Genomic DNA, 13,288 nt, shown 5'->3' with positions numbered 1-13,288 from the left:
GTTCTTGAGACGCCCGGCGCGGCGTGGGCCTGGGGTGGCCGGGGCTACGATTGCGGTCCGGAGCCTTCGCTCCGGACCGCAATCGTGGGCGCTCGCAGCCACGGCGACCGCGGCGTCGGGCGACCTACGAAGAGCTTCGACCTACGGAGAACCTGGAACCTACGAAAGCAGCCAACCCACGAAAAGCATCGATCCGCCAATCAACACAACACCCACAAAACCAAAAAGGCCCTGCAACAGCAAGGCCTTGAAAAATCCACTCAGCAGCACCCGATCCGCTTCTTCCCCCCGTAGCGCGCTTCCTGGCGCTCCCGGAAGAAATCCTCGTAGGTCATCGGCTCCTGGTCAGGATGCGTGCGCCGCATGTGCTCCACGTACGTCTCGTAATCCGGCACCCCCACCATCAACCGGAGCGTCTGCCCCAGGTATCGGCCGGCGGCGCCGGCTGCCGAAGTCATATTGCTGAACAGCATGCGGCGTCTCCTGGATCAGTCCGCGCCCGCGGCGGCGACCGCCGGCAGCGTTTCGTACGGGGTCTCGCGCGCCGTCGGCTTGTTCTCGTTGCGCGCGCGCTGCACCGACTTCAGACCGAACACCACGATGCTGACCACCACGAAGATGAAGATCGCGCACAGGCCGGCGTTGATGTAGTCGTTCATCACCACTCGCGACATCTCGCCCAGCGACTTTGCCGGCGCCAGCACCTTGCCTTCGGCAATGGCGGCGTTGTACTTGTCGGCGTGCGCCAGGAAGCTGACGCGCGGGTCGGCGTGGAACAGCTTCTGCCAGCCGGCGGTCAGGGTGCATGCCAGCAGCCAGATCGTCGGCACAATTGTCACCCAGGCATAGCGGTCGCGCTTCATCTTGAACAGCACCACCGTGCCCAGCGTCAGCGCAATCGCGGCCAGCATCTGGTTGGCGATGCCGAACAGCGGCCACAGCGTATTGATGCCGCCCAGCGGATCGACCACGCCCTGATACAGGAAGTAGCCCCACGCCGCCACGCACAGGCCGGTCGCGATCAGGTTGGCGGGCAGCGAATCCGTGCGCTTGAGCGACGGGGCGAACGTGCCCAGCAGGTCTTGCAGCATGAAGCGGCCAGCGCGGGTGCCGGCGTCCACCGCCGTCAGGATGAACAGCGCCTCGAAGAGGATCGCGAAGTGATACCAGAAAGCCATCATGCCCGGGCCGCCCAGCGCCTGGTGCAGGATGTGGGCCATGCCGACTGCCAGCGTCGGAGCGCCGCCAGCGCGCGAGATGATGGTGCTTTCGCCCACGTCCTTCGCGGTCTGGACCAGATCAGCCGGGCTGATGACGAAGCCCCAGCTCGACACCACCTGGGCCACCTGGTCGGGCGTCGTGCCGATGACGGCGGCGGGGCTGTTCATGGCGTAGTAGATGCCCGGCTCGATCACGCAAGCCGCAACTAGCGCCATGATGGCCACGAACGATTCCATCAGCATGCCGCCGTAGCCGATGTAGCGGGCCTGGACTTCGTTTTCGATCAGCTTGGGCGTCGTGCCCGAGGAGATCAGCGCATGGAAGCCCGACACCGCGCCGCAGGCGATGGTGATGAAGAGGAACGGGAACAGGTTGCCAGACCACACCGGACCGGTGCCGTCGACGAACTGGGTCAACGCGGGCATCTTCAGCTCGGGCGCCACGACCACGATGCCGATCGCCAGGCCGACGATGGTGCCGATCTTCAGGAAGGTCGACAGGTAGTCGCGCGGCGCCAGCAGCAGCCACACGGGCAGCACGGACGCGATGAAGCCGTAGACGATCAGGATCCAGGTCAGGCCCTTGCCGTCGAAGTCGAACATCGGGCCGATGACCGGATGCGCGGCCACGTCCTGCCCGAAGGTGATGGCGGCCATCAGGCCCAGGAAGCCGATGATGGAGACTTCGCCGATCTTGCCCGGGCGGATGTAGCGCAGGTACACGCCCATGAAGAGCGCGATGGGGATGGTGGCGGCAACCGTGAAGGTGCCCCACGGCGAATGCGTCAGCGCCTTCACCACGATCAGCGCCAGCACGGCCAGGATGATCACCATGATCATGAACGCGCCGAACAGCGCGATCACGCCCGGGACGCGGCCCAGTTCCGACTTGACGAGGTCGCCCAACGAGCGGCCGTCGCGGCGCGTGGAGATGAAGAGGATCGTGAAGTCCTGCACGGCGCCGGCGAAAACGACGCCGGCCAGGATCCACAGCATGCCGGGCAGGTAGCCCATCTGCGCGGCCAGCACCGGGCCCACGAGGGGGCCGGCGCCGGCGATGGCGGCGAAATGGTGGCCGAACAGCACGTGCTTGTTGGTGGGCACGTAGTCCAGGCCGTCGTTGTGCTTCCAGGCCGGCGTCATGCGCGTCGGGTCAAGCTGGAAGACGTTGCGCGCGATGAAACGGCTGTAGTACCGGTACGCGATCAGATAGACGCAGACGGCGGCAATCACCACCCATAGCGCATTGATGGTCTCCCCTCTGGCCAGCGCCACGGTGCCCAGCGCAAACGCGCCCAGAACCGCAACCGCCAGCCAGACCAGGTGCTGACCCAGTCCCTTACTGCTGGTATGCATAAGTGCTCCTCTTGCCTCCCGCCATGCTCTTGGCGTGAAACGTTTTTTCGTCCCGCGGAAGGCAGACTCATTGTTGTGGGGTGGCGGACGCACGCGTCCACACTGCGTCCTGTTGACGCGGGCGCCAGTATTCCGCCTTGCCCCGGCGCCAACAAGCGCGGAACTACGCAAGCGGGCTACGTGTTACTACGCCATGCGGCGCAGCAAAATTTCGTGGAAATCGTAAAATCCACGGTCACTCTTCCCTTTTCTTTCCCTGGGCCGCGTCCCCTAATGCGCCGCAGCAATTTCCGCCTGCGCTGATACAAATCCTTATGAAGCTGCGCTTGAAGATCCTGCTGCTTGCGGCGGTCCCCCTGCTGGTGGCCGTCGCGGCCATCACGGTGGCCGTCTACGTGCAGGGATTGCAGCTGGCGCAGCGTGAAAAGCAGGTCGTGGAAAACGCCTGGCTGGCCAGCAAGGAAGGCGAGCTGCGCCACTATGTGAATCTGGCCTACAGCGCGATTGCGCCGCTGCAGGCGGCGGGCGACGACGACGCCGCCCGCCAGCGCGCGCTGGACCTGCTGGCGCAGATGGAATTCGGCCACGACGGCTACTTTTTCGTCTATGACCTGCAGGGCCGCAACCTGATGCATCCGCGGCAGCCGGAACTGGTGGGCCAGGATCTCTGGAACCTGCGCGACACCAAAGGCCAGGCCGTCATCCAGAACCTGCTGACGGCCGCCCGGCGCGGCGGTCAGCAGGGAGAGGTGGTGCACTACCTTTGGGAAAAGCCGTCCACCCACCAAACCGTCGAAAAACTGGGCTACGTGGTGGTGCTGGAACGCTGGGGCTGGATGCTGGGAACCGGCATCTACCTGGACGACGTGGAGCAGGCCCTGGTGCGGATCGACGCCGCCGCGCAAGCCAATATCCGCGACATGTTCGCGTGGGTGGCGGGCATCGCCGCCGTTTCCATCCTGGGCGTCGCCGCCTGCGGGCTGGCCCTCAATATCAGCGACCACCGCCAATCCGACGCCAAGCTGCGTCTGATGGCCCGGCAGCTTGTCCGTTCGCAAGAGGACGAGCGCGCGCGGCTGTCGCGTGAACTGCACGACGGCATCAGCCAGGTGCTGGTGTCCGTCAAGCTCTCGCTGGAGGCCGCGCGCGAACGGCTGCGCCAATCGCAGCCGGATGATCCGCGGGCGGTCGCGCACATCGACATGCCGCTGGGCGGCGCACTGGACCGCCTGAACACGGCCGTGGGCGAGGTGCGGCGCATTTCGCACAATCTGCGGCCCACGCTGCTGGACGATCTGGGCCTGCCCGCCGCGCTGGAACACCTGGGACGGGAATTCGCCATCCGCGCCGAAGACGACGCGCCTCCGCTTGCCGTTGCCTTGCGCACCGTCGGGCAGCCCGTGAAGCTGCCCGACGCCTACGCCACCGCGCTGTTCCGCGTCACCCAGGAAGCCCTGACGAATGTCCTTCGCCACGCGGGCGCCACGCGCGCCGACATGACGCTGGCCTATTCGGCGCGCGATCTGCGACTGACCATCACCGACGACGGTTGCGGCTTCGACGAGGCCGAGGTGCAGCAGGACCCGCAACGCGGGATCGGGCTGCGCAACATGCGGGAACGCATGAACGCCCTGTCTGGCACCCTGACCTTTTATTCCACCGCCCAAGGCACGACCTTGCAGGCCTGGCTGCCGCTGCCGGCAGCCGCGCCCTCTCTTGCGACCTCCCAAGCATGACCGACAAGCCCGACGCCGTCCGCCTCCTGTTGATCGACGACCATCCCCTGGTGCGCGATGGTCTGCGCCTGCGGCTGGAAACCGTGCCCACGCTGCGGGTCGTGGGCGAAGCCGGCAATGCCGCGGCCGCCCAGGCTTTCCTGGCGGCCTGCATCGCCGAGGATCCCCAGGGCGGCACCCTGCCCCACCTGGCGCTGATGGACCTGAACATGCCGGGCGTGGGCGGGCTGGAGCTGACCGGCCTGCTGCACGAGCGCTATCCCCAGATCGCCGTGCTGGTGCTGTCGATGCACGACAACCCGGAATACATGGTGCAGGCCGTCAAGGCCGGGGCACGCGGCTATCTGCTCAAGGACGAACCGGCCCAGGAGATCATCACGGCCATCGACGCCGTGATGGCCGGCCGCAGCTACTTCAGCGCGGCGGCCGCGGTCCGCCTGTCGCAGGCAAGCGCCCTTTCCACCCTGCTCACTCACCGCGAGCGCGACGTGCTGCGTCATATCGCCGACGGCCACGCCAACAAGCAGATCGCCCACATGCTGGGACTGTCCGTGCGCACGGTGGAGACGCACCGCCTGAACATCAAGCGCAAACTGGGCATCGACGGCCAGGCCGAGCTCATCAAGTACGCCGTCGAAAACCGCGGAGTCTGAACCGGCCCAATACCCCCACAGGGCGACGGCAAGCCCGGCGTCGCGCAAGCGCCCTGAGTTAGACTTGCGACACAAATGCACCACGGCGCGCCACTGGGCGCGCGCAGCCTCCAGGAGTCCCCAATGTCATTGGAAAAGCACTACACCGCCATTCTTGAAGCACTAGGGGAAGATCCGTCCCGCGAAGGGTTGGCCGACACGCCCGCTCGGGCCGCCAAGGCCATGCGCCACCTGTGCCGCGGCTACGACCAGAATCTGGAAGAAATCGTCAACGGCGCGCTGTTCACGTCGGACACGCGCGAGATCGTGCTGGTCAAGAACATCGAGCTGTATTCGCTGTGCGAGCATCACATGCTGCCCTTCATCGGCAAGGCGCACGTCGCCTACCTGCCCGCCGGCAAGGTGCTGGGCCTGTCCAAGGTGGCCCGCATCGTCGAGATGTACGCCCGCCGCCTGCAGATCCAGGAAAACCTCAGCCGCCAGGTGGCCGAAGCCGTCCAGAGCGTCACCGGCGCGGCCGGCGTGGCGGTCGTCATCGAAGCCCAGCACATGTGCATGATGATGCGCGGCGTCGAAAAGCAGAACTCGTCCATGGTCACGTCGGTGATGCTGGGCGAATTCCACGACAACCCCTCCACCCGTGCCGAATTCCTCAGCCTGATCCGCTGAAGCCAACCGGCCGCCGGTTCACCCGGCGCCAGAAGCCGCGCCACTCATCCTTTTGGCGCATATCGCGGGCCCGCCCGCTGCGACGACGATGCCTGTTTTGGCATGGCCGCCGCAGCCGGCGGGCCCGGTCGCTTTTGGCTCCTACTGATCCCGGCATCTGGCCCTAGCGTTCTGGTCCCATCCGGGCAAACTGGCACCAGCAAGCCGGTCGCGCCGGGGCGCGGCCGTTCTCTCCCGGAGATCCACCATGAACGCGATATACCGCCTGATTCGCCGCTGCACCCTGGCCGGCCTGGCCGCCGCGCTGTTGGCCGCACCGGCCTATGCGCAGACCAAACTCGTGGTGGGCTACCAGCTCATCGTCGGGCCATTCCTGTCCGCCATCGCGGACGGCAGTTTCGACAAGGCCCTGAAAGACGCCGGCTACCAGGTGGACTGGCGCCAGTTCACCTCGGGCGGCGACATCTCAACCGCGCTGGCGTCCGGCAACGTGCCCGTGGGCGTGCTGGGTTCGACCGGCATCACTTCGGGCGCCACGCGCGGGGTGGACATGCAGCTGTTCTGGATCCTGGACAACATCGGCAAGTCCGAAGCCCTGGTGGCGCGCAATGGTTCCGGCATCAACAGCACCGCCGACCTCAAGGGCAAGCGCGTGGCGACGCCCTTCGTGTCGACGTCGCACTTTCACCTGCTGGTCGGGCTGGAACAGGTCTGGAAGGTGCCTCCCCGCGACGTGCGCATCCTGAACATGCAGCCGCCGCAGATCGTGGCCGCCTGGCAGCGCGGCGACATCGACGCCGCCTACGTCTGGCCGCCCGCGCTGACCGAGATCGCCAAGACCGGCAAGATCATCGCCGACTCGGAGCAGATCGGCGCCGCCAGCGTGCCCACCTTCGACGGCATCGTGGTCGACAAAGCCTGGGCCCAAAAGAATCCGAAGTTCATGGCGGTCTTCACGGGCGTGCTGGCAAAGTCTTATGCCGATTACCGCGCCAACAGCGCAAAATGGACGGCAGACTCCCCGCAGGTCAAAGGCATCGTGAAGCTGATCGGCGGCAAGCCGGATGACATCGTCGAGGCGCTGGGCCTGCTGGTGTTCCCCACCGTCGAGGAACAGATCTCCAAGACCTGGCTGGGCGGCGGCAAGGAATCGGGCGCCGCGCGCGCCTTCGCCGCCAGCGCCAAGTTCCTGAAGGACCAGAAGCAGATCGACAAGGCGCTGGACGACTACAGCCCCTTCGTCACCGACCAGTACGCGAAGGCGGCCGTCAAGTAGTCCGGTACGCCCCGGCAAGGCGCCATTCCGTCGCCTGCCGGTCACGCCCACGGCGGCGCCCGCCAGTTCCGCAGGCGCCGTCCCATCGAACCGGGGGAATCGGCATGACCCTGCAGTCCACTCCCACCGCGCAGCGCCTGTGTGCGGAAGGCGTCAGCGTCACCTATCCCGGCCTGCACGACAGCGGCCCGGTCATCGCGCTGCACGACGTCAACCTGACCATCGAGCCGGGCGAATTCGTCGTCGCGCTGGGCGCGTCCGGCTGCGGCAAGACCACCCTGCTCAGCCTGCTGGCCGGGTTTCTTTCGCCCACCGAGGGCGAAATCACGCTGGGCGACAGACCCATCGTCGGGCCCGGCGCGGACCGCGGCGTCGTGTTCCAGAAGCATGCCCTGCTGCCGTGGCTGAACGTGCTGGAGAACACGGAGTTCGGCCTGAAGCTGCAAGGCGTGGACAAGGAGACCCGCCGCGCCCGCGCCCGCCGCAACCTTGAACTGGTGGGTCTGCAGGACTTCCACAAGCACATGATCTACCAGTTGTCGGGCGGCATGCAGCAGCGGGTGGGCATCGCCCGGGCGCTGACTTGCGATCCCGCCATGCTGTTGATGGACGAACCCATGGCCGCGCTGGATGCGCTGACCCGCGAAACCATCCAGGAACTGCTGCTGGACATCTGGCGGCAGACGAACAAGATGTTCTTCTTCATCACCCACAGCGTGGAGGAAGCCCTCTTCCTGGGATCACGGCTGATCGTCATGTCGCCGCGCCCGGGCCGGATCACGCACACCTTCGAGCCGGACTTCAACCGGCGCTACCTGGAGACCCGCGATGGCCGTGGCATCAAATCCAGTCCCGACTTCATCGCCATGCGCGAACAAGTCCTTGGCATCATCTACGGGGACGAGCGCGCCGCCGCCCCGCACCCGCTCCATGCCTAAGCGTCGCGCCGGCCACACGCCGGCCGCGCCCGGCAAGGTCTATGGTTCGCCGGGCGCCGGTTACAGCGGCCACATCAGCCTGCTGACGAGCCTGGCGCTGATCGCCCTGTGGTTCCTGGTCACCAGCGCCGGGTGGGTGCGGCCGCTGTTCCTGCCGTCGCCCATCGCGGTGTACGACAAGTTCGTCTTCGCCATGACCGAGGGCGTGGCCAATTCCACGCTGACCGAGCATGCGCTGGCCAGTCTGTTCCGGGTGTTCGGCGCCTTCTTCCTTGCGTGCGTCACCGCCATTCCCGTCGGCATCCTGATGGGCGTGAACCGCTACGCGCGAGGCGTCTTCGACCCGCCCATCGAGTTCTACCGCCCGCTGCCGCCGCTGGCCTATTTGCCGCTCATCATCATCTGGTTCGGCATCGGAGAATTCCCGAAGGTCCTCCTGATCTACCTGGCCATCTTCGCGCCCATGGCCATCGCCGCGCGCGCGGGCGTGCGCTCGGTGTCCATCGAACAGATCCACGCGGCGTACGCGATGGGCGGCACCAGCCGGCAGATCGTCTGGCACGTGATCCTCAAGGCGGCCATGCCCGAGATCTTCACCGGCATGCGCATCGGCATCGGCGTGGGCTGGACCACGCTGGTGGCCGCCGAGATGGTGGCCGCAGACCGCGGGCTGGGCTTCATGGTGCTGAACGCCGCGCAGTTCCTGGCCAGCGATACCGTCATCATGGGCATCATCGTGATCGGGCTGTTCGCCTTCGCCTTCGACCTGCTGGTGCGTTACCTGGAGCGTTTTGCGATCCCCTGGAAGGGCCGGATCTGACAGGGCAATCCCGCATTCCTAACCCCATCCGGCTCCTTTATCCTGAGGCTCGGACACCCCCGGGCGCGGCAGCGCCGCGTCCGTCCGTGCCGCAGTCAAAAGGAGCCATCCATGTCCAGCCAGGCCTCGATGCTCAAGCCTGTGTTGTGGGAGCGCCTGTTCGAAAAGGCCAGCGCGCCCAACCTCAGCCTGCAGGGCCGCGTGCGCCAGATGCTGGTGTCGGCCATCCTCAGCGGCCACCTGCCGCCCGGCATGCCCGTGCCCTCCAGCCGCTACCTCGCCGACCAGCTGCGCATCGCGCGCAACACCGTCGTGTTCGCCTACCAGCAACTGGTCTGCGAAGGGTATCTGGTGTCGCGCGAACGCAGCGGCCACTTTGTCAGCGACACGGTCATGGAAGGCCACTCGGGACCGGCTTCGGAAGCCGTCGCGCCGTCCGACGCCGGCGGCGCTTCCGGCGTCCGCTGGGACGAACGGCTGCGTTTCCGGCCGTCCCGGCAGCGCAACATCACCAAGCCGCGCGACTGGCAGAAGCAGCCCTACCCCTTCGTCTACGGCCAGTTCGACCAGGATCTCTTTCCCACCGCCGAATGGCGCGAGTGCTGCATCAAGGCCCTGTCGGTGCTGGACATCCGAAGCTGGGCGCCCGACCTCATCACCCATGACGATCCCGCCCTGATCGAACAGATCCGCACGCAGGTGCTGCCGCGTCGCGGGGTGTGGGCAGACGCCGAGGAAATCGTCATCACCGTCGGCGCCCAGCACGCCCTTTACCTGCTGGCGGACCTGCTGGTGAACGAAGACACGGTCGTCGGCATGGAAGACCCGGGATACCCCGACGCGCGCAACATCTTCGCCAGCCACACCCGCCACCTGTTGCCCCTGCCCGTGGACGAACAAGGCCTGCGCACCGGCACGCAACTGCTGGGCTGCGACTACGTCTTCGTCACGCCCGGCCACCAATGTCCCACCACGGTCACGTTGTCCATGGAGCGCCGGGTGAGCCTACTGGCCCTGGCGCGGCAGGCCGACAGCCTGATCATCGAAGACGACTTCGAAAGCGAGAGCCGTTGGGGCGAAGGCGCGATTCCCGCACTGAAAAGCCTGGACCGCGACGGCCGCGTCATCTACGTCGGCAGCCTGGCCAAATCGTTCGCGCCGGGGCTGCGCATCGGCTACATCGTCGCGCCGCCCGAACTCGCAGCAGAACTGCGTGCGCTGCGCCGCCTGATGCTGCGCCACCCCTCCGCCTATATCCAGCGCGCGTTCTCGCTTTTCATTTCGCTGGGACACCACCACGCGCTGCTGCGGCGCCAGTCCCAGGCCTACCAAAAGCGCGGCAACGAACTGGCCCACGCGCTGGCCCGCCATCTTCCTGACTTCAAGGCCATCCCCATCACGGGCTCGTCCTCCTGCTGGCTGCAGGGCCCGCCGTGGCTCAACGCCATGGCGCTGTCCGAAGCGGCGCTGGCCGAAGGCGTCGTCGTCGAGCCCGGCGACGTCTTTTTCATGGACGGCGCAAACGCGCCACGCAACTTCCTGCGCGTGGGATTCACGTCGATCAGCCCGGAACACATCGAACCCGGCATCGCCAGACTGGCCAAAGTGGTGGACGGGCAACGACGCGCCGCGGAGGACCTGGCGGTGTGTCCGGGCGCGTGACGGCTGGGTGTGGGGCGGGCGGGACGAAGACGGCGGATGCCGGATCACGAGCAGAGATGACTTGAAAACTCTTGTGACGGGGCTGAATGACTTTGTAGCGTGTTAAGCAATTGAAGGGCATATCATCCGTCCCCTTCATAGCAACCCGCCACAGGAAACAAAGATGTATATGCCGCGCCCCTTGCGCATGTTCGCAGTAATGGCCGCCACGCTGGCGCTCGCCGCGTGCGGCGACGAAGGCGCCAACAAGGAAGCGAAGGCGCCCGAGCCGACTACCGCTCAGGCCGAGATCATCAAGTACAACCAGTACGTCGATACCGCCAACAGCATCTCCACGACCTTCGAGCAGGCGCTGGACCGCTACGAGACCTATGCCGTCCCGGCGCTTAAGAGCAACAAGCCGCTCAAGGATTTCGTCATCAGCAACGACACGACGATCCTGCGCACCAAAGAGAAACTCGACCGCGCGCTGGCGATGACCACGCCCATCCCCGAGATCGACGCACCGGCCAAGGCGTTCTCGGATGCGCTGGGCAAGCTGGCGCCGCTGAGCAACGAACTGCAGAACTATTCGGCCGCCAAGACCTTCCTGTCGGACAACGGCGCGCTGGCGCGCGAGAAAAGCCCGGCCTACGTGGCGGCGCTGACGGAAGTCGTAAAGGCGGAAAACGGTTTCTACCGCGGCATCTCCATCAAGGACACGGCCAACACCAAGGAAGCCTTCGAGAAGGCCAAGAAGGACACGGTCGCCTACTACCGCGCCGGCATGGTCTATTACGGCAAGGCCACGATGGATAAGGCGTCGGGCGTGTTCGACGGCAAGGGCCTGGGCGCCGACCAGGAAGCATTCAAGCAGCAGCTGGACAAGATGAACGAAATGGCCCTGGGCTTCGACAAGAAGACGCGCGAAGCCGATCCCAAGGGTTGCTCCGGCACGATGATGGACGTCAACGGCTTCCTGGCCTCCGGCCGCAGGATCCTGGAACACACCAACAATGGCCGCTACAAGGAAGATGCGGCGCGCACCGGCGCATTCAAGATGATGCGTCCCACGATCGAAGACGACGCCAACGACCTGCGCCAGAATTTCAACAACCTGATCTCCGACTTGAACGTCGGCCGCTGCTAAACCCCGCGCGCATCCGCGGCCGGTTGCATGGCCGCAACCTGAAGCAGCGCCCCATGCGGGCGCTGTTTTTCATGCACGGCCAATTTCCTGCCCGGGCGTTCCCCCCTTTCATTCCAGGTGAAACGCATACCTCGCTGTATGAGCCCAGGGCATGTTTGGCCGACACTCCGTTTGCCTGCATCAGCTGGCCAACGCCCGTGCATTTGCCTCTAAAGTGGCGGAGCGCAAGTCGCTCGTGACGTTGCCCGAGGCAAAGTTGATGATGGACGCAGCTTCAATGCATCGGTTAGCTTAAAGTTCCACTGTATGCACGGAGAGCGCAAATGGTTGAGCCAAAGACTCTGGCGGAACGGAAAGCGATAGGCCGGCAAGCGCGGGGCCGAGCTAAGCGCTCTCAACATAGGCAGATCGGCAACACGGCCCGTGATCCCGTCGACCTCCTGCGCGCCAATAGTGCCGGGCGCGTCGAAGCACTGGTGCCATTGCGCTATGGGCGCATGGCGGTGTCGCCGTTCACGTTCTTTCGAGGCAGCGCGATCCTCCAGGCCCATGACCTTGCGGGGACCGTCGATTCCGGCATCGTCTTTCCGATCTGCGGTGACGCCCACCTGATGAACTTCGGTGGCTTTGCAACGCCGGAACGACAGCTTGTCTTCGACCTGAATGACTTCGACGAAGCCGCGACGGGACCCTGGGAGTGGGACGTGAAGCGGCTTGTGGCGAGCCTGGCAATCGCCGGGCAACATGCAGGCGCAAGAAAGGACACGATCAGCGACTTCATACACACGGCCGTCCGTGAATACGGTGAGCGCATGCGCGAATACTCCACCCTCAGCGCCCTCGAGATGTGGCACGAAATTCTTTCGTTCGACCGGTTGCGGGAGAGCGCCGCGACGGACGAGGGCCGCAAACTCATCGACAAGACGATTGCAAAGGCCGGAACCCGTACCCATGAAAGCGTGTTGAGCAAAATGGCCGTACAGCGCGACGGCGCCTGGACAATTCAGGATGCCCCACCCGCGTTGTTTCATCCAGCCGGCCCAGCCTCCTTGCTTGGACCCACCAGCAACTGGAGCGATACACATGCCTGGCGGGGCAAGCTGGCCAAGGCGTTCGAGGCTTATACCGAGACGCTTTCCGCCGACCAGCGCACCTTGCTGCGGCAATACACGTTGAACGACATCGCCTTCAAGGTGGTCGGCGTAGGCAGCGTCGGAACCTTCTGCCTGGTGATGCTGTTCATCGATGGACATGGAAAACCCTTGTTCCTCCAAGTCAAGGAAGCGCGCAACTCGGTTATCGCCGATTACTACCCCGCGTCAGGAGAGAAGCATCAGGGCGAGCGGGTGGTCGCCGGACAGCGGCTGTTGCAAGGAGCAAGCGACGCCTTCCTCGGATGGACGACGGGCCCGGCTGGTCGGAACTTCTATTTCCGGCAATTACGCGACATGAAGGTGTCGGCCGAGGTCGAGCGCATGAGCAATACCTTGCTTCTGGGCTATTCCCGTTTTTGTGGCTGGGCGATGGCGCGCGCCCACGCCAAAGCCGGCGGCAAGGCAGTTGAGATTTCAGCCTATCTGGGGCGTGGGGAAGGCTTTTCCGACGCGCTGAACAAATACGCATTGGCCTATGCAGACCAGAATGAGGCGGACTACACGACCTTCATTCGCGCGTGCCGATCTGGAAAGTTGGAAGCCCGCAGCGATGAAGACATGGCCGCGGATTTCCGCATCTGACCCCGCCCGCTCGACGAACCTTTGGGGCGCGCTATCGTGCCCCTGCGATGTCAAGAAAGAGCATGGGAAGCGCAAGAGCCCGCGGGGTCGATC

The 13,288-nt window shown here is 65.3% G+C and carries 11 protein-coding genes; 9 read left to right on the top strand and 2 right to left on the bottom strand.

Translation table 11 applies throughout. From position 1 onward, the window contains the following. Nucleotides 1-260: 260 nt before the first annotated feature. Together RT614_RS02895 and RT614_RS02890 are read right to left on the bottom strand one after the other, a co-directional pair. Complete coding sequence (locus tag RT614_RS02895; protein ID WP_409558416.1) at nt 261-473, bottom strand: YbdD/YjiX family protein; 213 nt, start codon at nt 471-473, stop codon at nt 261-263. Between the two features lie 15 nt (nt 474-488). After that, nucleotides 489-2,576, bottom strand: coding sequence for a carbon starvation CstA family protein (locus RT614_RS02890; RefSeq protein ID WP_313620135.1), 2,088 nt, complete (start codon nt 2,574-2,576; stop codon nt 489-491). Nucleotides 2,577-2,890: 314 nt separating this feature from the next. On the opposite strand from RT614_RS02890, the gene RT614_RS02885 reads away from it, so the two are divergent. The 9 genes from RT614_RS02885 to RT614_RS02845 all read left to right on the top strand — a co-directional run bounded on the left by RT614_RS02885 (nt 2,891) and on the right by RT614_RS02845 (nt 13,195). Further along, nucleotides 2,891-4,312, top strand: coding sequence for a cache domain-containing protein (locus RT614_RS02885; RefSeq protein WP_313620134.1), 1,422 nt, complete (start codon nt 2,891-2,893; stop codon nt 4,310-4,312). Beyond that, nucleotides 4,309-4,965, top strand: a complete 657-nt coding sequence (locus RT614_RS02880; protein ID WP_313620133.1) for a response regulator transcription factor — start codon at nt 4,309-4,311, stop codon at nt 4,963-4,965. Before RT614_RS02885 ends, RT614_RS02880 begins: the two co-directional genes overlap by 4 nt. Nucleotides 4,966-5,088: 123 nt before the next feature. Next, nucleotides 5,089-5,634: a GTP cyclohydrolase I FolE gene (folE, locus tag RT614_RS02875; RefSeq protein WP_313620132.1), complete on the top strand. Its 546-nt coding sequence runs from the start codon at nt 5,089-5,091 to the stop codon at nt 5,632-5,634. A 247-nt stretch (nt 5,635-5,881) separates the two neighbouring features. Beyond that, nucleotides 5,882-6,910, top strand: coding sequence for a taurine ABC transporter substrate-binding protein (gene tauA, locus RT614_RS02870; protein ID WP_313620130.1), 1,029 nt, complete (start codon nt 5,882-5,884; stop codon nt 6,908-6,910). Between the two features lie 104 nt (nt 6,911-7,014). After that, nucleotides 7,015-7,848 (top strand): taurine ABC transporter ATP-binding protein, encoded by an 834-nt coding sequence (locus RT614_RS02865; RefSeq protein WP_313620128.1) that lies wholly within the window; start codon nt 7,015-7,017, stop codon nt 7,846-7,848. Further along, the gene (locus RT614_RS02860; RefSeq protein ID WP_313620127.1) at nt 7,841-8,668 is read left to right on the top strand and encodes an ABC transporter permease subunit; all 828 of its coding nucleotides are present in this window, start codon (nt 7,841-7,843) and stop codon (nt 8,666-8,668) included. Before RT614_RS02865 ends, RT614_RS02860 begins: the two co-directional genes overlap by 8 nt. Before the next feature lie 111 nt (nt 8,669-8,779). Then, nucleotides 8,780-10,330 (top strand): PLP-dependent aminotransferase family protein, encoded by a 1,551-nt coding sequence (locus RT614_RS02855; RefSeq protein WP_313620126.1) that lies wholly within the window; start codon nt 8,780-8,782, stop codon nt 10,328-10,330. A gap of 163 nt (nt 10,331-10,493) precedes the next feature. After that, a complete protein-coding gene (locus tag RT614_RS02850; RefSeq protein ID WP_313620125.1) occupies nt 10,494-11,459 on the top strand; it encodes a DUF3829 domain-containing protein in 966 nt (321 codons plus the stop codon). 323 nt (nt 11,460-11,782) lie between these two features. Next, nucleotides 11,783-13,195 carry a DUF2252 domain-containing protein gene (locus RT614_RS02845; protein WP_313620123.1) on the top strand — a complete coding sequence of 471 codons (1,413 nt, stop codon included), beginning with the start codon at nt 11,783-11,785 and terminating at the stop codon, nt 13,193-13,195. The last annotated feature ends 93 nt before the right edge of the window (nt 13,196-13,288 follow it).

It is taken from the genome of Achromobacter sp., from assembly GCF_032102605.1.
Taxonomy (GTDB): domain Bacteria; phylum Pseudomonadota; class Gammaproteobacteria; order Burkholderiales; family Burkholderiaceae_B; genus Achromobacter.
This window is presented reverse-complemented; position numbering and strand designations above follow the sequence as displayed.